Source organism: Candidatus Poriferisocius sp. (genome assembly GCF_965208475.1).
Taxonomy (GTDB): Bacteria; Actinomycetota; Acidimicrobiia; order Acidimicrobiales; family Bin134; genus Poriferisocius.
On the sequence record NZ_OZ242338.1, the window covers coordinates 2,491,047 to 2,512,214 of the forward strand.

The 21,168-nt window shown below is 63.7% G+C and carries 14 protein-coding genes; 13 read left to right on the forward strand and 1 reads right to left on the reverse strand.

From position 1 onward, the window contains the following. Positions 1-52: 52 nt before the first annotated feature. Both ACOGXA_RS11660 and ACOGXA_RS11665 read left to right on the forward strand, forming a co-directional pair. Entirely contained in the window at positions 53-1,390 is a 1,338-nt protein-coding gene (locus tag ACOGXA_RS11660; RefSeq protein WP_419924043.1) for an amidohydrolase family protein, read from the forward strand. Next, positions 1,390-2,130, forward strand: coding sequence for an enoyl-CoA hydratase-related protein (locus ACOGXA_RS11665; protein ID WP_419924044.1), 741 nt, complete (start codon positions 1,390-1,392; stop codon positions 2,128-2,130). Before ACOGXA_RS11660 ends, ACOGXA_RS11665 begins: the two co-directional genes overlap by 1 nt. A gap of 34 nt (positions 2,131-2,164) precedes the next feature. On the opposite strand, the gene ACOGXA_RS11670 is transcribed toward ACOGXA_RS11665, so the two are convergent. After that, a complete protein-coding gene (locus ACOGXA_RS11670; RefSeq protein WP_419924045.1) occupies positions 2,165-3,073 on the reverse strand; it encodes an enoyl-CoA hydratase in 909 nt (302 codons plus the stop codon). Positions 3,074-3,259: 186 nt separating this feature from the next. Here ACOGXA_RS11670 and ACOGXA_RS11675 point away from each other — a divergent pair, with 186 nt between their 5' ends. From ACOGXA_RS11675 to ACOGXA_RS11725, 11 genes are all read left to right on the forward strand, one after another. Further along, positions 3,260-4,546 carry an amidohydrolase family protein gene (locus tag ACOGXA_RS11675; protein ID WP_419924046.1) on the forward strand — a complete coding sequence of 429 codons (1,287 nt, stop codon included), beginning with the start codon at positions 3,260-3,262 and terminating at the stop codon, positions 4,544-4,546. Positions 4,547-4,674: 128 nt separating this feature from the next. Next, positions 4,675-6,222 (forward strand): ABC transporter substrate-binding protein, encoded by a 1,548-nt coding sequence (locus tag ACOGXA_RS11680; RefSeq protein ID WP_419924047.1) that lies wholly within the window; start codon positions 4,675-4,677, stop codon positions 6,220-6,222. A gap of 45 nt (positions 6,223-6,267) precedes the next feature. After that, positions 6,268-8,430 (forward strand): ABC transporter permease, encoded by a 2,163-nt coding sequence (locus ACOGXA_RS11685; RefSeq protein ID WP_419924048.1) that lies wholly within the window; start codon positions 6,268-6,270, stop codon positions 8,428-8,430. Continuing rightward, positions 8,427-9,197 carry an ABC transporter ATP-binding protein gene (locus ACOGXA_RS11690; protein ID WP_419924049.1) on the forward strand — a complete coding sequence of 257 codons (771 nt, stop codon included), beginning with the start codon at positions 8,427-8,429 and terminating at the stop codon, positions 9,195-9,197. Before ACOGXA_RS11685 ends, ACOGXA_RS11690 begins: the two co-directional genes overlap by 4 nt. After that, positions 9,194-9,919 (forward strand): ABC transporter ATP-binding protein, encoded by a 726-nt coding sequence (locus ACOGXA_RS11695; protein ID WP_419924050.1) that lies wholly within the window; start codon positions 9,194-9,196, stop codon positions 9,917-9,919. The genes ACOGXA_RS11690 and ACOGXA_RS11695 overlap by 4 nt, the downstream gene beginning before the upstream one ends. A gap of 19 nt (positions 9,920-9,938) precedes the next feature. Further along, positions 9,939-10,844: a hypothetical protein gene (locus ACOGXA_RS11700; protein ID WP_419924051.1), complete on the forward strand. Its 906-nt coding sequence runs from the start codon at positions 9,939-9,941 to the stop codon at positions 10,842-10,844. After that, positions 10,841-11,749 (forward strand): LLM class F420-dependent oxidoreductase, encoded by a 909-nt coding sequence (locus ACOGXA_RS11705; protein ID WP_419924052.1) that lies wholly within the window; start codon positions 10,841-10,843, stop codon positions 11,747-11,749. Before ACOGXA_RS11700 ends, ACOGXA_RS11705 begins: the two co-directional genes overlap by 4 nt. Then, positions 11,746-12,303, forward strand: coding sequence for a nuclear transport factor 2 family protein (locus ACOGXA_RS11710; RefSeq protein ID WP_419924053.1), 558 nt, complete (start codon positions 11,746-11,748; stop codon positions 12,301-12,303). Before ACOGXA_RS11705 ends, ACOGXA_RS11710 begins: the two co-directional genes overlap by 4 nt. A 202-nt stretch (positions 12,304-12,505) precedes the next feature. Then, on the forward strand, positions 12,506-19,075 hold the full coding sequence (locus tag ACOGXA_RS11715; protein ID WP_419924054.1) for a S8 family serine peptidase: 6,570 nt from the start codon (positions 12,506-12,508) through the stop codon (positions 19,073-19,075). Positions 19,076-19,104: 29 nt separating this feature from the next. Beyond that, complete coding sequence (locus tag ACOGXA_RS11720; protein WP_419924055.1) at positions 19,105-20,889, forward strand: Calx-beta domain-containing protein; 1,785 nt, start codon at positions 19,105-19,107, stop codon at positions 20,887-20,889. A 74-nt stretch (positions 20,890-20,963) separates the two neighbouring features. Continuing rightward, on the forward strand, positions 20,964-21,092 hold the full coding sequence (locus ACOGXA_RS11725; protein ID WP_419924056.1) for a hypothetical protein: 129 nt from the start codon (positions 20,964-20,966) through the stop codon (positions 21,090-21,092). The last annotated feature ends 76 nt before the right edge of the window (positions 21,093-21,168 follow it).

Sequence of the window (21,168 nt, forward strand, 5' to 3'; positions counted from 1 at the left end):
ATAGTAGTTTTACTATACTTTGTATAGCGAAAATTGGCCGCAAGGGGCAAACATGACCACCGCACCTTCTCCTCGTGTCTTGGACTATCCGATCAACGACGCCGACAACCACTTCAACGAGCCCAAGGACTGCTTCGAGCGCTACATCGATCCCGAGCACCGGGATCTGGCCATCCGGCTCGTGACCGGCCCCGACGGCGAGCGCATCGAGTTGTTCGCGGGGGCACCCTCGAAGTTCAACACCAATCAGATAACCTTCTCCAAGGACGAGCTCCAGAAGATGCTGGGGGACGAGCCGGCGATTGAGGCTTCGAGCTCGCGGCCCGACGAGGGCGAGGCGGGCGATGGGGTCAACATCATGCCAGGCATGCTTTTGAACCGGCTGAATCCCCTGAAGGGCCTCTCAGAGCAAGAGCGCCAGGAGTTCATGGCCGAGTTCAAGAACAAGTCCGAGGCCTACGGCAATCGCGATCTCCGCCTAGCGCTCATGGATGAGCAGGGGATCGACAAGGCCGTCATGTTCCCAGCGGCTGCTCACAACATCGAATACGAGTTTGCCGACAACATCCCGGCCCTGTACGCCAATGCCAGGGCCTTCAACCGCTGGATGCACGAGGAGCCCGGTTTCAACGCGGAGAACCGCATGTTCCTTCCGCCCTACATCCCGCTGGCCGACCCCGACTTGGCGGTAAAAGAACTCGAGACCGTTATCGGCCAAGGCGCCATGATGATCCAGACCAAGTCTGGACACGCTCACGGCGGCGCCGAGAACCCATTCGGCGGTCGTTCAGTCGCCGACCCCGTCTTCGACCGGTTCTGGTCGATGGCGAATGAGGCCGGGGTCCGGTATGCGGCCCATTTGGGCGGTACCGACTACCAGAAGTACGGGGCCGATTGGTCATACGACCCCGAGACCACGTTCGGCGATTTCGATGCGTTTCAGTGGGTCATGTACTGGGGAGACCGCCCAGCAGCCGAATTGACGGCAGCCTTGGTGCTCCACAACTTCTTCGGTCGATTCCCGAACATGAAGGTGCTCTTGGCCGAACAGGGCACTGTGTGGCTTCCCTATACCCTCCGCAAGATGGACCACGCCTTCATGATGGGCCGGAAGGCCCGCTGGCATGAGACGGGTCGGCTCGATGCCCGGCCGTCGGAAATCTTCAAGCAGTTCTTCTATGTCGCCCCGTTCCCAGAGGAAAACGTCGAGCGTGTCGCCTCCGAGATCGGTGTCGAGTCGCTGGTGTTCGGCTCCGATTTCCCCCACGGCGAGGGTCTCGCTCGCCCGGCTGAGTATGCGGGCTCGCAGCTCTCGAGCTTCAGCGACGACATCACCCGCCGCATCATGAGGGACAACATGGAGGATTATCTTGCCCCCTGCCTGGCCTGATGTCCTCTCCTGAAAGCGGCCAGCTCGTTTCCTACGAAGCCCGTGAGGGCGTCTCGATCATCACGCTCGACCGCAGGCCGCTGAACGTATACGACGCTGCTTTCCTGGTGGAGTTTCAACACGCGTGGCAGGCTGCTCGCCGCGACGACCAGACCAGAGCCGTGCTCATGCGGGCCATGGGCAAGCACTTCTGCGCTGGGGCCAACATGGGCGACCGGGTGCCTGCGTCCGAAGGCGCCGCCGAGTTGTCGCCTCCCGATGAGATGCGGCTGATAAAGGAAACCATGAAGCCCACCATCGCCGCAGTACACGGCGGCTGCATCGGCGGAGGCCAGAGGATGGTGTGGCCCTGCGACATCATCTTCTGCGCCGAAGACGCATTCTTCATGGATCCGACGGCGAACATGGGGATCGGCGGAATCCAATCACATCTGCACACCTGGTTCTACGGGCCCCGACTGGCAAAGGAGATGATCTACAGCGGCGGCCGGCTGCCCGCTCAGCGGTTGCACGCCCTGGGGCAGGTCAATCGGATCTACCCAGACGTCGACACACTCCACGAAGAGGCCTTCGCTTTCGCCCGGGAGGTCGCCGCCAAAGATCCAGTGGCGCTGCGCCAGGCGAAGAGCGCCAGCGACATCACCATGGACATCATCGGCCAGCACTACGTCTTCTCCCGAATGCGAGAGCTGCTCGATGCGCCGGCCGCGTTCACGCTCCCGACCAACCAGGAGACCTGAGGCGATGCCGGCGACCGCGGCCTCCGCAGGCTGTTCAGCCCTGGGCTGCGCCGCCGACCGCTGATTTCTGGGCTGCTTGCACCGGCGGCGCCGTGCGCCAATCCTGGATCCCCTCGTCGAACTCGGCGAAGCCGACCTGCCGCTTGCCGTTGGACATCGAGGCCCAATGGGCGTGATTGAGCTGGTGTATCGAGAAGCAGGATTGCAGCGCGTTCGTGAATCCCATTGAATCCATCGTCTGGTTGACGGACTCTTTGACCAGCATCGCGGCCATGGTGGGGACAACTGCGATTCGCTCGGCGAACTCGACGGTTCGATCAAAGAGCTCGTCGCGTGGGAATACCTTGCTGACCATGCCGAGGCGGTGGGCCTCATCGGCATCGAGCGAGTCCCCGGTGAGCATCAGCTCCTTGGTCTTTCTGGGGCCGAATTCCCAGGGATGGGCGAAGTACTCGACCCCGGCCATCCCGAGCCGTGTGCCGACGACGTCGGCGAAGGTCGTATCGTCGGCTGCCACGATCAAGTCGCAACACCAAGCCAGCATCAGTCCCGCAGAGAACACTGGCCCATGGACCTGGGCAATGGTGATCTTGCGAAGGTTTCGCCATCGCAACGTGTTCTGGAAGTAGTAGTGCCATTCTTGGAGCATCATTCGCTCGGCCCCGGCTCGACTGCCGCCGTGGATGAACCGCGTGGGGTGGGAGGCGAACTCCTCGCGGGCCACGGACGAGCCCATGTCGTGACCAGACGAGAACATCGGCCCGTTTCCGCCGAGAATCACCACTCGGACATCGTCATCCCGCTCGGCCCGAAGGAACCCGTCGTCGAGCTCGACGAGCAGCCCGCGGTTCTGGGCATTTCGGGTGTCTGGACGGTCGAGCAATATCCGCACGACCCTCCCGCCATCGAGCTGCTCATACGTGATGAAGTCGTAGTCGGACATGATTTCTCCTTGCTCAATCCCGGGCAGGCTCTAGTGGTGCTGGCGTGATTGTAGATGGTTCACCCTGCGCGGCTCTGATGCTCCAATGTTAGGGTTTCGGCATCGCTGGGGCATTTGAGACATGGAAGTGAGACATGGAGGGCGAGTGGTGAAGCCCACCGCAGACAAGCCCGCAGAGGGCGGACAATGAACATCGACGAACTAATCCTGATCAGTGTGGACGACCATGTTGTCGAGCCTCCTGATCTCTTCGAGGGCCGGCTCTCGAAACGAGCCGGCGAAAGCGCTCCGTTCGTGACCCAGATGGAAAGCGGGCGAGACGTTTGGATGTTCGAAGGCCAGGCACTCCCCAATGTCGGACTGAACGCCGTCGCGGGCCGAGTTCCCGAGGAGTACGGACTCGATGCCACTTCGTTCGACCAGATGCGCGCCGGCTGCTACGACATCGATGAGCGCATACGGGACATGAACGTCAACGGTGTGCTCAGCTCCCTCAATTTCCCGAGCCTCACCGGATTTTGCGGCCAGCTCTTCTACTCGTGTCCCGATAAAGACATCGCTTTGGAGCTCGTCCGAGCGTACAACGATTGGCACATCGACGACTGGTGTGGCCGCCATCCCGGTCGGATGATTCCCATGGTGATCACCCCGCTTTGGGACCCGGATTTGATGGCTGCCGAAGTACACCGGGCCGCAGACAAGGGATGTCACGCGGTGAGTTTCTCGGAGAACCCCGAGAAGCTGGGCCTGCCCTCATTCCACACCGACCACTGGGACCCATTCTGGAGCGCTTGCTGCGACACCGGCACGGTGGTGAACCTCCACATCGGCTCCTCTTCCACCCTGGTCAGCACGGCGTCAGATGCTCCGATAGACACCTTGATTACCCTGCAACCGATGAACATCGTGCTCTGCGCGACCGACCTCTTGTGGTCGCCGGTGCTGCGCAAGTTCCGCGATCTGAGGTTTGCCCTCTCAGAGGGCGGGATCGGGTGGATCCCGTACTTCTTGGAACGCATCGACTACACGTATCGCCATCACAAACGGTGGACCAACCAGGATTTCGGCGATCAGCTACCAAGCGAAGTGTTCAACGAGCAGATTCTGACCTGTTTCATCGACGATGCCGTCGGCATGGAGATACGCCACCATCTCAATCTCAACCACATCCACTGGGAGTGCGACTATCCGCACTCTGACTCTACGTGGCCGAATGCTCCCGAAGAAGTGATGAGCTATCTCTCCAACCTTCCCGACGACGATGTCAACCGCATCACCCATCTCAACGCGATGCGCAATTATTCGTTCGACCCGTTTGCCCACATCCCCCAGGAGGATTGCACGGTCGGGGCGCTTAGAGCCCAGGCCACTGACGTCGACATCAGCCTGGTGAGCTACGGCACCGGGAAATTCCACGACGACGGAATCGTCACAGCCGTGACGCTGGCGGAGAGAATGGCCGGGGCCCGCTAATGGCGTGTCGCCTGCTTGGGCCAGGGGCTATACCAAAACCGTTACGGCCTGGTGTTTTTTGACATTAATTTCGAGTCCTGAGTAGGGTTTGCAAGCTCTATAGATGGTCGCGGGAGGAGAATATGAATATGGGGAAGTGGATTCGCCACACGCTTGGGCTGCTGCTGGTTTTCACCCTTGTCGCCGGCGCATGCGGCAACTCCGGTGACGAACAAAGCACCACCGCCCCGGCACCGTCAACCGACAACAGCTCAGACGACGCGCCGGCACCGTCAACCGACAACACCGCAGAGGACACCCCCGCACCGTCAACCGACGACAGCTCAGACGACGCGCCGGCACCGTCAACCGACAACACCGCAGAGGACACCCCCGCACCGTCAACCGACGACAGCTCAGACGACACCCCCGATGGACAACCAGTCGAAGTAGAAGAGCCGGATGACAGCCATGTGTTCATCCCGATCGAGGGTGTGCCTGGTGTGAATGACGATGAGATCAGCGTGGCCGTGATCGGCACCAAGTCCAACAACCCACTGGGAACCTGCATCCTTGACTGCTACACCACCGGCATCGAGGCCTACTTCGACATGATGAACAGCCAAGGCGGGCTCTATGGCCGTGAACTGGTGATCGGAGAACATCTCGACGATGAGCTGTTCAACAACCAGGCCACTTCCCTGGAGGTAATCGCCGAAGAGGACTCCCTGGCCGCATTCGTGTCCACCCTGTTGGCCAGCGGATTCGAAAGCCTCGACGAAGCACGAGTGCCGGCCTACAACTGGGGTATTCACGCCTCTGTCTCAAACGGCCTGATGTCTAATTTCCCTGTTCCTGCTCCCTCATGCCCAAACTGCACCGTTCGCCATATTCCCTACATGGCACAGATTTCCGGCGCTACCCGGGTGGCAGCACTGGGGTACGGCATATCCGAGAACTCCAAGGTTTGCGCCAACACCTATGCAGCGTCAATCGACCTTTACGGCGGCGACATCGGGGCTGAGACGGTATACATCAATGACGAAATAGCATTCGGCGTGCCAAACGGTGTCGGGCCTCAAGTCACCGAGATGATTGAAGCTGGTGTTGACTTCATCGCTTCATGCTTGGACTTGAACGCCATGAAGACCATTGCCCAGGAACTGGTGAGACAGGGCGTACGCGATCAGATTACCATGCACCATCCCAACAGCTATGACCACAACTTCGCGGCCGAAGCGGGAGACATATTCGACGGAGACCTTGTCTCCGTAACCTTCGCGCCATTGGAAACCAGTGGCTTAGCAGCAGTGGACGATTTTCTAGAGTGGACGGAGAGGCACGGCGGTCCAGTAGCTGAACAGACAATATTCGGATGGGTCAACGCCGACCTGTTCGTACAGGGCTTGAAGGCCGCAGGGCCCGAATTCGATCGCGAGTCGTTGATTGAGGCCACAAACACCCAGCTGACTTCGTATTCCGCCGGCGGCCTGGTCAGTCCCATCGATTGGTCTCGCCAGCACTTGGCCCCCACTGCCGAGGATCGTCTCACCAACGGTCCACCGCAAGAATGCGTGTCCATGGTGTGGATGCAGTCGGGTGCATTCGAATTGGCGACAGAGTCCGACTCGCCCTTCCTGTGCTGGGACAATTCGACATCTGACTGGGCCGAGCCCGAGCCGACCAACTTCGGCTGATTTTGAACCCTGGCAGCAGTGCCCTTCCCGACTAAGGATGCATAAGTGATCCTTGCTTCAGCCGGTGAGGACTTCTTCAGGGCGATTCTCCAGGGCACACCTCCGGGAACGGTGTTCGCCCTGGTGGCGCTCGGCTTCGTCCTGACGTACAAAACGTCGGGAGTCTTCAACCTGGCTTTCGGCGCCCAGGCCTACATCTCAGCCGCGCTCTACTTCCAGGCCAAGAATGAATGGGGTTGGCACGCTGCTCCGGCGTTGCTGCTAGCAGTCTTCGTGGTCGCCCCGCTCATCGGCCTCATCCTGGAGCGGGCGATTTTCCGGAGCCTTCGCACCGCTAGCGCAGTTGCCAAACTCGTGGTTGCCATCGGGTTGAATGTGGCTCTACCCGCCATATTCGAACTCGTCGTTGGGTATGAGCCCGTGGCGGGACGCACTCCGACCGGCATCGTCTCGGGCGGCGCCAGCGTTTTCTACGACCCCTTTGGCGTTTACCCCTTCAGTCGCGACGAACTGACTCAGATGGCTGTGGCACTCGCAGGGGTGCTGCTCTTGGGCGCCCTATTCCGCTACACATCCATCGGCTTGGCTATGCGAGCAGTGGTGGAGAGCCCCCGCATGACCGAGATGGCAGGAATCAGGGCAGACTGGGTATCGGCATTCGCCTGGGCCCTCTCGAGCGCTTTCGCCGGCATGGCCGGTGTGCTGATCGCCCCCCGCTTCAACACCCTCATCGCCCCCGACTTCTTCAACCTGGTGGTTGTGGCCATGGCCGCCGCTGCGATTGGCCGCCTTGTGAGCCTGCCCCGCGCCCTTGTCGGCGGACTGGCATTGGGCTGGTTCACTGCGGTGTTCAACACCTTCGTGCCCGACTGGGCCGAGACGTTCACCTGGCTAGAACCCTTCTCAGACAACCTCACACCGGCGATACCGTTCGTGGCGCTATTCGGGATATTGGTGCTGTGGCCCGAGATTCGGCGGGCCCGCGATGTTCCCGACCCGATGGCAGGGGTAGACCCACCGCCGCCGGTGCCCGCCAACCACGCCAGACACCCCTACTTGACCATCGGGGTTCGGGCATTCGCCGTGTGCTTCCTCATTCTCTTTGGCTGGGTGGCCTTCACCCAGGCCGACATTCGATGGCTCTTCCTCATCACCCAAGCGGTCATCTTGTCCACCATCTATCTCTCGATCACCGTCATCACCGGATTCGCGGGGCAGATATCGCTTTGCCAGGGCACATTCGCGGCTATCGGCGCCTTCACCGTCTTCCAGATGGCAGACCGCTGGGACACCTCTGTGCTATTGGCCGCCATTGTCGGCGCGCTAATCGCCTGCGGGGTGGGGGTACTCGTCTCCATACCAGTGTTGCGCCTGGCCGGGGTATGGCTGGCCATCGCCACGCTGGCCTTCGCCTATTTCTTCGACTCGGTGGTCGTCAAGTTCTCGTGGGTGGGCGGCGGCGATACGTCGCTGTTGCAGGGAACCCGCGTGCCCCGCCCCGAACTCGGCCCCTGGGACTTCGGCGACGACAAGTCGTTCCTCGTGCTAGCGGTCATCGTGTTGATCATCATGTCGTTCTTCGTCATCCAACTTCGCGAGGGAACCATCGGGCGTACACTGCGAGTGCTGCGGGGAAGCGAGGTCGCCGCAGAGTCCATCGGCATTTCCTCGGCGAAGGCAAGGATCGCAGCCTTTGCTGTTTCGGCCTTCATCGCCGGACTCGGCGGCGCCATGCTTTCGATGCATCAGGAGAACGTCAACTATTCGAACAACTTTGCGCCCGCCACCGCGCTGTTCTGGCTGGTGCTGGTGGTCTCTTTGAGCGCTCGAACCGTTGAAGGGGCCATCCAAGCCGGCGCGGCGTTCTCGCTATTTCCTCCGGTCATCCTCCAAGGAACCTTCCTCGGATGGATCTTGCGGTCTGAGGACCGCATCCCCGGGCTCTTCCCCATCTCCCCGAAATGGCGATTCGTGCTGTTTGGGCTGGCCTCCATTCAGTTCGCCCGCCATCCAGAGGGGCTGCTTGAGTTCGGCAAGCGGCGATCCACGGCACGACTCGATGCCCGTCTCTTCGAGAAATATCCGCTTGCCCAACGAAGCGGATCACAAGGCCTCACCGCCGAAGACCCTGCGCCGAAGAACAGCCAAGACGCCGCCGAAGACTCTGCGCCACAAGCCGCAGACGACAAGCTGGAGGCGGATTCGTGAGCTCCTTGCTGGAGGCCACGGGGATCTCCAAGGCTTTTGCCGGCATCCAAGCCCTAAGCGACGTGAACATCACCGTGGACCGGAACGAACGGGTTGGGCTGATAGGCCCCAACGGCGCCGGCAAGACAACCTTCTTCAACTGTCTCTTGGGCGTCCTCCCGATCGACAAGGGGGCGGTGTGGTTCGACGGCCAGAATCTTGAAGGGCTTCCCGTGAGTCGCCGCGCCCGCGCCGGCATAGGGAGGACGTTTCAGCGAATCGAGCTGTTCGACGAGACCACGGTGATGGAACACCTCTTGATCGCCGAGCGGATCTGCAATGGTTCTGGGGCATTCTGGAAGGACTTGCTGGGACTCGGGCGACCAAGGCCTGCCGAGATTCAAAGGTGCAACGAGGTGCTCGAACTCCTTGGGCTGCTCCACCTGGGCAATGAGCCCATTGAGACGCTCAGCCTTGGCCAGGGTCGGCTTGTGGAGGTGGGGCGGGCGCTCATGACCAACCCCGACCTCTTGCTCCTAGATGAGCCGAGTTCAGGTCTGGATCTGGAGGAGACTGCCTCACTGTCGGCAACGCTTCAGGCAATTCAGGCCGAGCGCGGGTTCTCTGTGCTGTTGGTAGAGCACGACATAGAGCTTGTCGCGGAGTTCACAGAGCGCAGCTACGTGCTCGAGTTCGGCACCTTGATTGCATCCGGAACCACCGCTGAGGTGCTCGCCTCCCCCGCGGTGCGCGCCGCATACCTCGGCACCTACGAGTTGGAAGCATGAGCGCCGAAGTCTCCCCGCCCCCGGTGCTCGCGATGACCGAGGTTGAAGCCTCCTATGGGCCCTTCCGCGCCCTGTTCGACGTGTCCTTCCGCATCGGCCCGGGCGAGGCCATCGGCCTCCTCGGCGCAAACGGGGCGGGCAAGACCGCAGTGGCCCGGATTGCCGGCGGGCTGCTGCCCCCTACGGCGGGAACCGTTGTGGTGGATGGCGTGGACATGGGCGGCGAGAACGCCTACAAATTTGCCCGCGCCGGCGTGGCCCATGCCCCCGAAGGGCGATCAGTGTTCGCTACCTTCACGGTGGAAGAGAACCTTGCCCTGTCATTCCGAAGAGCCTTGGGCCGCTCGGGAGTCAAGTCGGGCCTCAGCCGTGCCTTCGAGATATTTCCCCGGCTGGGAGAGCGAAAGAGTCAGCTCGCGGGCACGCTCTCCGGCGGCGAGCAGCGAATGTTATCGCTGGCCCGGGTAATGGTAGAAGAGCCCCGCCTGCTCATCGCCGACGAACTCTCCCTGGGTCTCGCCCCCATCATCATCGAAGAGGTGTACAAGGTTCTCCATTCGATTCGCCAAGCCGGAACCTCGTTGCTGGTGGTTGAACAACACGCCACCCATGCCTTGAGCCTCTGCGATCGGATCGTCGTGCTCGACCACGGGCGAGTGGTCTGGGAGGGTCCGAGCGACGATGCTCTAGGCGCCATCGAGTCGAGCCTGTTCAAAGGGTGACCGCGAGGGAGCGTTGCTCGTGACTGGAATCAGCATGCTTTGGCACACGACGGCCATGGTCGCCGACTACAGCACATGCCTGGAACCGCTTCAGCGCTTGTTTGGGGCAACAGTGATGCACGAGACCACTTCTGTGGAGCCTGGGGTCGGCCGTCACGGCGGGATGATATGGCTGGGCGACAACTCCCTTGAGCTGGGCGCCCCCGCGGGGGAGCAATCACCGGTCAGGAACTTCGTGGAAAAGTGGGGCGGGGGGATGCACTCCATCGCAGTGCAAGTCGACGACGCCAAGGCCACCGCTGAGCGGCTTGCCCGACACCACGCAACCCCGCAAGTCTGGCTCGACGACCACATCTTCTTTTCCAAGCCCCAACAGACCGCTGGCCTGCTGCTTGAATGGGCCAGCCGGCACACCGACGACGATCCTCGCTGGGGCTACCCGCTCAAGCCCGGTATCAAGGCGCCGCTGACTCCGGCTCTGCAATACGCATTCGTCACCGCAGTGGTGGACAACCCTCCCCAAGTGGCCGCCCGGCTGGCCGACTTGTTCGCTACCGAGGTGCTGAGAGTTTCCGAGGACGCCGCCGTTGACGAGATCGGCGCAATCGTGTCGCTGAAGGATTGCCTGCTATTGCTGTTCCCGATGCCCCCCGAAGGCACATCTCGGGAAGTTTGGGGCAGCCACATCGCCCGCAATCGGTTCCATGCCCAGGGTTTGCGCGTGGCCAACCTGGCTGATTCCGTGGCCAAGCTGGCACCACATGGTGTCCGACCGGCAGCCCAGATTGCGGGAATGACGTTTCTGGATCCGAACGCACTTCCCATTCCGACATTCCTCGTCGAAGAGCTCCTTCCCGAGGATCCGCGGCGGCCAGAAGGGCCTGATTTGGAGAGCTTCCCCCGTCACAAGGCAACGAGCGCATGAAGATCGGCATCCACCTGCCCGAGCAGCAGATCGGCTTTGACCCCGGCGTGGTGCGAGACTTCGCAGTGGTGGCCGAGGAGCTCGGCTTTGACTACATCACGTGCGTGGACCACGTTCTCGGCACGCCGCACGACCGGCGGGATCCCCCCTTCCACGAACTCGGAATCTACGACGAGAACAGCGTCTTCCATGAACCCTTCACGCTGTTCGCCTACTGGGCTGCCGTTACAACGCGCATCGAGTTGGTCACCTCGGTGCTGGTCCTGCCCCAGCGCCAGACCGCACTGGTCGCCAAGCAGGCGGCCGAGCTGGCCATTCTCAGCAATCACCGGCTGCGGATGGGCGTCGGCAGCGGTTGGAATTACATCGAGTACGAAACCCTGGGCACCGACTACCACACCCGGGGACCTCGCCTGGAAGAACAGGTTAGGGTTGTGCGCCGCCTTTGGAGCGAGCCGGTGCTTGAATTCGCTGGAGACCACCATCGGATCGACCGCGCCGGTTTAAACCCCCTGCTCGACCGGCCCGTTCCCATTTGGTTTGGCGGGTTCGCTCGGGTTCAGCAGGATCGCTGCGCTCGGATCGGCGACGGATTCATGTGGGCCGGCAACACCAGGCTGTCGCGAGCGGGCAACGAATTCATCAGGACCAGGGCCGCCGAGGCCGGCCGCGACCCCGGCACAATCGGGTTCCAGGCCAACCTCGGCGAAGCCGGCGACCTCGGCCACGAGGTCGAGGCCTGGGCTGAGGCCGGGGGGACCCACGCCACGGTAGGCCTCGGCGATGGGCGCGGCGCCGAATTCATCGATGCCCTGATCCGGGTGCGAGAACAGCTCGGCGATGCGATTGCCGTGTCTTCGGCGCCCTCAGAACAGGAAGCTACCGATGGTGAGAAGCTCTCATGACATCGACCTTCCCAGGCGCTGGTGATCAGGAATGGCAGCCCTCCACCACCGATGAGAAGCTGGACCATTTGCGATCGGCCCAGCAGATCCAACAGCTGCCGATGCGCTACGCGCTTGCCATCGACAGCCGCGACATGGACGCCTTGGCCGAGCTCTTCGTGGAGGACGTCCGGGTCGGAAAGCGGCTCTATGGGCGAGACGAGCTCAAGCGCTGGATGACCACGACCCTGGCCAAACTCGGTCGGACCATCCATTTGGTGGCCAATCACATCTTGAGCTTCAGCGACGCCGACCATGCAACCGGCGTCGTCTACTGCCGCGACGAGGTGGAGCGTGACGGGTATTGGATTGTCGGACACCTTCAATACTGGGATACCTACGAGCGGCGAGGTGGACGGTGGTACTTCGTTCGGCGTCTCTACAACCGTTGGGGGGTGGTGGACGAGGTCGTCAGAACGAGGATCGATTTCGAAGACCAAGGCCTGACGGCCCACGAGCTTCCCCACGCCTGGCCGACTTGGAAGCAGTTCCAAGACCAGGGTTTCCCCGAGTGAAGTGAGGTAATTCGCCAAGGGCGGCCACCGGCCCCCGGCCCGCGGACTTTGCGCGTAGGGGCGCAAAAGCCGAGGTAGCGCCGGTTTCGCGTTCCTTGCAGTGGTGGTGTGGGCAGTTCTAGTGTAGCAGCATCAGCGGGGCTGTGGCGGTGCAGTCTGCTTCCCCCTAGTCATTGAGAGGTTGTTTATGAGGATCGGTGGTGTGGGTGCCAAAAGTTTGGCGGCTGTGGTGTTGGCGGCTGTGGTGCTGGCAGCGGCGTTGGCGGCCTCGCCGGCGACCGCCGCCCCGGAAGCGCCGGTTCCTCCCTCCGCGCCGGAGGTGCCTGCTGGTGGTGGCACCGTCGGCGATCTTCCCGGCCTTCCGAGCGCTGAGCCGGTTCCCGCAGAGCCCGCAGGGCCGGTTCCTTTTGAGGGCCCTGGGCTTGTCGGGGGCCCCGACCTAGGGGGACAACCGCTCGGGCCGGCACCCGATAACGGGTTCAGCGTGTCGGATTTGTTCGACGACGACGGCGTGTACCACTGGGTCGACGGGGACCGCGTGGTGCAGATTCGCCCAGTCGTCGTCGGTGCTGACGGGGTGTCTGCCGGTGCGGGCTCGTCGGCGGCGCTGACCGAAGCAAACCTGCCGCGCGAGTTCGTCGATGACACCGGCCAGACGCTGTATCTCAGTGACGGAGTCGTTGTCGTGTTCCGCTCTGAGGCGTCTGCGGCCGAGGTCAGCGCCACTCTGGCCCGCCACGGCATCGCAGCCGCCGACGCGGCTCCGATTGACGGCTTTCACAACGGGTACTTGATCACAGCCTCCGCTGTCGACTCGCTGCGGCTGGCCGCGGCTCTGCCCCGCGACCCGGCGGTGGACTCGGCATCACCCAATTGGCACTCGCCCGACGTCGTCGAAAACGTAAGCCAGGCGGAGGTGAATTGGTGCAAGTCGTATGCGTCGGATTCGACGTCTGATGAATTGTTGCCCTGCTCGTGGCATCTCGACGCGGATACGTCGTATCGCGCCCGATCGTCACTGGCTGACCCGCAGGTCGATATCAATATCGGGGATGCGTGGAACAAGACCAAGGGCCAAGGCGTGACGGTGGCCATCGTGGACCGTCACTGGAACGGTGGCCATGAGGACCTCGCAGACAACGTCAACACCTCGCTCGATTCGAACTGGAGTCGGTGGTCCGGCGAGCCAAACGCGATCCAGATTGGTTCGATTCTTTGGCTTGTTACAGGACCGATCCCGCACGGAACGAATGTGGCGGGGATTGTCGGGGCCCGCGACAACCTAGTGGGCGGGCGGGGCGTGGCACCGCGCGCCGCGCTGACCAATTTCGATTACGTTGATAGTCAGACTGCCGCGAACTTCTTGGCGGCCTGGACCCGCCACAGCGACGTTGTCGGAGTGTCGAACCACAGTTACGGCAAATCTGCCAGACCAGGCCTCAGCCGGGTGGACAGCGCATGGGTAAGCGCAGTCGATGGCGCTTTGAGCAGCGGCTACGGGGGCTTGGGCACGGTGTTCGTAGCAGCGGCGGGCAACGCCAAGAATCTCAGTCGTATGCCGTATTCCGGGCTGGCCACGCTCCAGGAGCGGATTAACCACCGGGGCCTGATGGTGGTCTGCGCTGTCGGGGCCGACGGCACCAGTTCGCACTATTCCAGCGAGGGCTCCAACCTGTGGCTGTGCGCCCCGTCGACTGGCACTTCCGGCTTGGGCCTCGTCGCCCCGCAGAGCAACGACCAGTACACCTTGGGTTTTGGCGGGACGAGCGGGTCGGCGCCTCAGGTCAGCGGGGTCGCGGCGCTGGTGCGCAGTGTGAACCCCTATCTGACGTGGCGCGACATAAAGCTGCTGCTGGCCGACACTGCGTTCAAGAATGATGCCGGCGACAGCTCGTGGCTGCCGGGCGCGGCCAAGTACTCGAACAGCACCCAGAACTACAGCTTCAGTCACAAGTACGGGTTCGGCGTGGTCGACGCGCAGGCCGCGGTGGACGCGGCATTCTCGTGGCCGCTGCTCCCGGCGGAAAAGAACACCACGGTGTCGTCGCCGAGCCTCGACTCATCAATCAACACCAAGAACAACGAGTTCACGCTGGACGTGCAGAGCCCGATCGATTTCGTCGAGCACGTGAACTTCAAGATCGACATGAGGGCCGACAAGTTCCGCGACTTCGACGTCGTGCTGGTCTCGCCGACGGGACGAGAGTCGGTGATCACCACCTACGCGCCGACCTGCAAAATTGCATGCGGGCTGGACGGGAGTTTCACTTTCGGCACCGCCCGCCATCTGGGCGAGGACCCCTCCGGTACTTGGACGCTGCGTCTGGTATACCGCGGCACGATTGACAAGAACTCGACGGCAGCTTCGCTTCCCCTGCTGAGGTCGTGGAGCATCACCGTGTACGGCCACACCTCGGAGGCGGCGGTGCTGGCGCCGTCGCTGACGCTGAGCGCAGGCGGTGACTCGATCGAAACAGCAGTGCCCGAGGGCGGAAAGCTGCAAGTGACCGCCACCCTCCACAACGGCGCCTTGACACAAGACTTGGTAGTGCCCGTCAGCGTGACGCCGATTTCGGCTTCAGGACCCACCGACGCGGCCGCCGACTACAGCGCTCTGCCAACGGTGACCATCCCAGCCGGGTCCACCAGCGGAATCGGGCTCATTGCCATCACCGACGACGAAGACGACGAAGGCGACGAGACTTTCACCGTCGGGCTGGGCACCCCGCCCGACGGCTACCAAGCACTCGGTGTCGCCACAACCGTCACCATCACCAATGACGATGTGACGCCGCCGGAGGTGTCGGTCACCGCCGGGCCACCGGTGACCGAGGGCAGCGACGCGGTGTTCACGGTGACGGCATCTCCCCCGCCCACCGCGGCGGTGACAGTGAAGGTGAGCGTGGCGCAGTCGGGCGACTTCGGGGCGGCGACCGGCACGCGAACGGTGACAGTCCCCCCGAGCGGCTCGGTGTTGCTCGAACTGCCCACTGTCGACGACACCGTCGACGAAGACGACGGCTCGGTGACGGTGCAGGTGCTGGCAGACATCGGCTACACGGTGGGCTCGGCGTCGTCAGCGTCGGTGAGCGTTGCCGACAACGATGTGCCCGCGGTATCGATTCATACCGGGCCAGGGGTGACCGAGGGCGACGACGCGGTGTTCTCGGTGACGGCATCGCCTGCACCCGCCGCAGCGGTGACGGTGAACGTTGAGGTCGCGGCGCAGTCGGGCGACTTCGGGGCGGCGACCGGCACGCGAACGGTGACAGTGCCAACCAGCGGCTCGACGTGGTTCGCCGTGCCCACCGTCGACGACAGCGCCGACGAAGACGACGGCTCGGTATCGGCGCAGGTGCTGGCCGGCAGCGGCTACACGGTGGGCGTACCGTCGACGGCATCGGTGGACGTCGCCGACGACGACCCCGACCTGCCGAAGGTGTCTGTGTCGGCTGGGCCACAGGTGACCGAGGGCGCCGGCGCGGTGTTCACGGTGACGGCATCGCCTACACCCACCTCAGCGCTGACCGTCCAAATCAAGGTCGCAGCATCAGGCGATTACGGCGCCACGACCGGCACGAGAACGGTGACAGTCCCCCCGAGCGGCACGGCGTCGCTCACCGTGGCCACCACAAACGACAGCGCCGACGAAGACGACGGCTCGGTAACGGCACAGGTGCTGGCCGGCAGCGGCTACCGAGTCGGCGCACCGTCGACGGCATCGGTGGACGTCGCCGACGACGACCCCGACCTGCCGAAGGTGTCTGTGTCGGCTGGGCCACAGGTGACCGAGGGCGCCGACGCGGTGTTCACCGTGTCGGCATCGCCTACACCCACCTCAGCGCTGACCGTCCAGATAAACGTTGATGAGTCGGGCGATTACGGCGCGGCGACCGGCACGCGAACGGTGACAGTGCCTACTGGCGGCACGGCGTCGTTCACCGTGCCCACCGCTGACGACGGCGCCGACGAAGACGACGGCTCGGTTTCGGCGCAGGTGCTGGCCGGCAGCGGCTACCGAGTCGGCGCACCGTCGACGGCATCGGTGAACGTCGCCGACAACGATGTGCCCGCGGTATCGATCACGGCCGGGCCGGGGGTGACCGAGGGCGGCGGCGCGGTGTTCACCGTGTCGGCATCGCCTACACCCGCCTCGGTGCTGACCGTCCAGATCAAGGTCGCGGAGTCAGGCGATTTCGGCGCGGCGACCGGCACGCGGTCGGTGACAGTGCCTACCGGCGGCTCGGCGTCGTTCACCGTGGCCACCGTCGACGACAGGGCCGACGAAGCCGACGGCTCGATCACCGCGACGCTGGTCGACGGCGCCGGCTACGACCTGGGCACGAACAAGTCTGCGACGGTCAATGTCACCGACAACGACAGCCCGCCGCCGGTGGTGACTTTGTCGGGTAGGGGCGGTACAACCGAGGGCGCGTACGCGTGGTTCACGCTGTGGGCTTCGCCTGGGCCGAGGGAATATATACGGGTTCAGGTGAAGGTGGGGCAGTCGGGCGATTTCACTACTCGGACAGGTTTGAGGACGGTAAGGATATGGCGGCACGCTGACATCCATAACCAAGTGACGTTCATTATTCCCACGATCGATGACGGCATCGACGAGGCTGACGGTTCGGTATCGGCACAGGTGATGCCGGACGACGGCTACACGGTCGGCACGCCGTCTTCGGCGTCGGTCCCAGTCTTCGACAACGACGACCCGATCCCAGTGGTGTCGGTCACCGCCGGGCCGGGGGTTACCGAGGGCAGCGGCGCGGTGTTCACGGTGACGGCATCACCGCCACCTGCCTCAGCGCTAACGGTGAAGGTGAAGGTCGCGGAGTCAGGCGATTACGGCGCCGCGACCGGAACACGAACGGTAACAGTCCCCACCGGCGGCTCGACGTCGTTCACCGTGGCCACCACCGACGACAGCGCCGACGAAGCCGACGGCTCCATCACCGCGACGCTGGTCGACGGCGCCGGCTACACGGTCGGCACACCGCCTTCGGCATCGGTGAGCGTCACCGACGACGACATCTTGTCGACGCCGGATGCGCCGGCGGTGTCGGTCACCGCCGGGCCGGGGGTTACCGAGGGCAGCGGCGCGGTGTTCACGGTGACGGCATCACCGCCACCTGCCTCGGCGCTGACGGTGAAGGTGAAGGTCGCGGAGTCAGGCGATTACGGCGCGGCGACCGGAACACGAACGGTAACAGTCCCCACCGGCGGCTCGACGTCGTTCACCGTGACCACCACCGACGACAGCGCCGACGAGGCCGACGGCTCCATCACCGCGACCCTGGTCGACGGCGCCGGCTACACGGTCGGCACACCGCCTTCGGCGTCGGTCAGCGTCACCGACAACGACGTGCCGGAGCTGTCGGTCACCGCCGGGCCACCGGTTACCGAGGGCAGCGGCGCGGTGTTCACGGTGACGGCATCACCTGCACCTGCCGCGCCGCTGACGGTAAAAGTGAAGGTCGCGCAGTCGGGCGAATTCGCGACGCGGACAGGTTTGAAAACGCTAACGATGGCACCGAGCGTTCATGGTTTCAGGTCGGTGTCGTTCTCGGTTCCCACGGTCGATGACGACATCAGCGAGGCTGACGGCTCGGTATCGGCACAGGTGCTGGCCGGCAGCGGCTACACGCTTTCAGCCACCGCAAGCACCGCGACGGTCACGGTCGCCGACAACGACATTATCCCGGTGGTGTCGATCACCGGCGGCGGTGGTGTGACCGAGGGCGGCAACGCCTCATACACCCTGACCGCGAACCCGCCGCCCACCTCGAACCTCCCCGTGCAGGTCAAAATAACCCAGACCGGCGACTACGGCGCCACCACCGGCACCCGAACAGTCACAGTCCCCACCGGCGGCACCACCACCTTCACCGTGCCCACCACCAACGACAACACCGACGAGGCTGACGGAACGGTAACCGCCACCCTCATCGACGGCGCAGACTACGACCTCGGAACCGCCAAAACCGCCACCGTCGACATCACCGACGACGACGACCCGCCGGTGATCCCGGTGGTGTCGATCACCGGCGGCGCCGGCGTGACCGAGGGCGGCAACGCCTCATACACCCTGACCGCGAACCCGCCGCCCACCTCGAACCTCCCCGTGCAGGTCAAAATAACCCAGACCGGCGACTACGGCGCCACCACCGGCACCCGAACAGTCACAGTCCCCACCGGCGGCACCACCACCTTCACCGTGCCCACCACCAACGACAACACCGACGAGGCTGACGGCTCTGTCACCGCCACCCTCGTCGACGGCGCAGACTACGACCTCGGAACCGCCAAAACCGCCACCGTCGACATCACCGACGACGACGACCCGCCGCCGGTGATCCCGGTGGTGTCGATAACCGGCGGCGCCGGTGTGACCGAGGGCGGCTCTGCGTCGTTCACGGTGACCGCGAACCCGCCGCCCGCCTCGAACCTCTCGGTGCAGGTCAAAATAACCCAGACCGGCGACTACGGCGCCGCCACCGGCACCCGAACAGTCACAGTCCCCACCGGCGGCACCACCACCTTCACCGTGCCCACCACCAACGACAACACCGACGAGGCTGACGGGTCGGTAACGGTGACGGTGGTCGACGGCACGGATTACGACGTGGGCACCGCCTCGGCGTCGGTCAGCGTCGCTGACGACGACGACCCGCCGCTTGGCGAATCGGCGTTGATTGCGGAGGTGAATGCGCATATCGCGGATTTCACGAGCCGGAACCATGCGAACGGGTCCGTGATTGGAATCTGATCTTGGATCGGCTTGAGGGTCGGACGGGTATGAGCGATGCGGATATCGCTGTGTGGCTTGAGAGGTCGCGGCGGTATGGCTGGCAGGATGGTGTCACGACGCTGCCGAAGGTGCAGGCGTTGTTGGCAGCGCCGCAGCCGGTCAGTGTGCCGGAGGTGAACATCACCGGTTCTGTTGGTGGTACGGAGGGTTCTGATGTGTCGTTCACGGTGAGCGCGGTTCCGCCGCCGGCTGTGGATCTGGCGGTGGGCGTGTCGGTGTCGGTGTCGGGCGATTTCGGCGTGTCGTCTGGCACGAGGACGGTGACGATCCCGGCGGGGCAGTCTTCCAAGACGGTGACTTTGTCGACGTCGGATGATTCGGTCGATGAGGCTGACGGTTCGGTGACGCTGACGTTGAACAGCGGCGGCGGTTACACCGTCGGTTCGCTGTCGTCGCAAACAGTGCAGGTGCTCGACGATGACGACCCGCCGCCGGTGATCCCGGTGGTGTCGATCACCGGCGGCGCCGGTGTGACTGAGGGCGGTTCTGCGTCGTTCACGGTGACCGCGAGCCCGCCGCCTGCCTCGAACCTCTCGGTGCAGGTCAAGATAACCCAAACCGGCGACTACGGCGCCGCCACCGGCACCCGAACAGTCACAATACCCGTCGGCGGCACAGCCACGTTCACCGTGCCCACCACCAACGACAACACCGACGAAGCTGACGGCTCTGTCACCGCCACCCTCATCGACGGCGCAGACTACGACCTCGCCTCCACCAAAACCGCAACCGTCAACGTCGCCGACAACGACGATCCGCCGCCGGTGATCCCGGTGGTGTCGATAACCGGCGGCGGCGGTGTGACCGAGGGCGGTTCTGCGTCATTCACCGTGAGCGCCGATGCGGCGCCGGCTGCGGACCTGCCGGTGAGCGTCACGGTTGCTGCGTCGGGTGATTACGGCGTCGTGACGGGCTCTCGGACTGTGACGATCGCCGCGGGCACGACCAGCAAGGTCCTGTCGGTGGCGACGGTCGGCGACTCGGTCGACGAGGCCGACGGCTCGGTGTCGGTGACGGTGGCCGACGGCGCCGACTACGACGTTGGCACTGCCACGGCGACGGTCAACATCGCCGACGATGACGATCCGCCGCCGGTGATCCCGGTGGTGTCGATAACCGGCGGCGGCGGCGTGACTGAGGGCGGTTCTGCGTCGTTCACGGTGACCGCGAGCCCGCCGCCTGCCTCGAACCTCTCGGTGCAGGTCAAAATAACCCAGACCGGCGACTACGGCGCCACCACCGGCACCCGAACAGTCACAATACCCACCGGCGGCACCACCACGTTCACCGTGCCCACCACCAACGACAACACCGACGAGGCCGACGGAACGGTAACCGCCACCCTCATCGACGGCGCAGACTACGACCTCGGAACCGCCAAAACCGCCACCGTCGACATCGCCGACGACGACGACCCGCCGCCGCCCCAGACCACGGCCACCATAACGGTCGAGGACGCCTCGGGCACCGAGGGCGGCGAAGTGCAGTTCACGGTGACGCTCTCCGAGGCGTCAAACCACGAGGTAACCGTGAACTGGGTCTCCATGACCGCATGGCACCTTATGGACGCCCGGGCCCACTCGACCGACTACTTCTACGGGGGCGGCACGCTGGTGTTCGCTCCAGGAGAAACCACCAAGACCGCAGAAGTATGGCTACGACAAGACAGCCACGACGAACCAGACGAGTACTTCGCAGTCGAGGCCCACTTCCCTGGCAGGTTCTTCGAAAGCAGAACCCAGGGAACCATGACCATCATCGACGACGACTAACCCGCCGCAACCGCAAAGCCCGAACCGCCCCTGGCCCAGGGCGGTCGCGCCCGGCCAACTTGTCGAGGGCGAATATGGACGGAACGGTATCGGCACAGGTGCTGGCCGACAACGGCTACACCATCGGACAACAGGCGTCGCGAACCGCGCCGATCGGCGCCGCCAACAACACCGCCAAAGCCAAAGCCACCATCACCCCCTAACCCCCATTGGCTCGGCACCCCGGGTACCCGACACGCCGCTAGGTGGGTGCGAACCCAGGCAGTCTTTGAGATAGGG

Excerpts from the sequence above, each read along its gene's own strand:
- ACOGXA_RS11660 (WP_419924043.1), top strand. The coding sequence starts at position 53 with ATGACCACCGCACCTTCTCCTCGTGTCTTGGACTATCCGATCAACGAC.
- ACOGXA_RS11665 (WP_419924044.1), top strand. The coding sequence starts at position 1,390 with ATGTCCTCTCCTGAAAGCGGCCAGCTCGTTTCCTACGAAGCCCGTGAG.
- ACOGXA_RS11670 (WP_419924045.1), bottom strand. The coding sequence starts at position 3,073 with ATGTCCGACTACGACTTCATCACGTATGAGCAGCTCGATGGCGGGAGG.
- ACOGXA_RS11675 (WP_419924046.1), top strand. The coding sequence starts at position 3,260 with ATGAACATCGACGAACTAATCCTGATCAGTGTGGACGACCATGTTGTC.
- ACOGXA_RS11680 (WP_419924047.1), top strand. The coding sequence starts at position 4,675 with ATGGGGAAGTGGATTCGCCACACGCTTGGGCTGCTGCTGGTTTTCACC.
- ACOGXA_RS11695 (WP_419924050.1), top strand. The coding sequence starts at position 9,194 with ATGAGCGCCGAAGTCTCCCCGCCCCCGGTGCTCGCGATGACCGAGGTT.
- ACOGXA_RS11705 (WP_419924052.1), top strand. The coding sequence starts at position 10,841 with ATGAAGATCGGCATCCACCTGCCCGAGCAGCAGATCGGCTTTGACCCC.
- ACOGXA_RS11710 (WP_419924053.1), top strand. The coding sequence starts at position 11,746 with ATGACATCGACCTTCCCAGGCGCTGGTGATCAGGAATGGCAGCCCTCC.
- ACOGXA_RS11720 (WP_419924055.1), top strand. The coding sequence starts at position 19,105 with ATGAGCGATGCGGATATCGCTGTGTGGCTTGAGAGGTCGCGGCGGTAT.
- ACOGXA_RS11725 (WP_419924056.1), top strand. The coding sequence starts at position 20,964 with ATGGACGGAACGGTATCGGCACAGGTGCTGGCCGACAACGGCTACACC.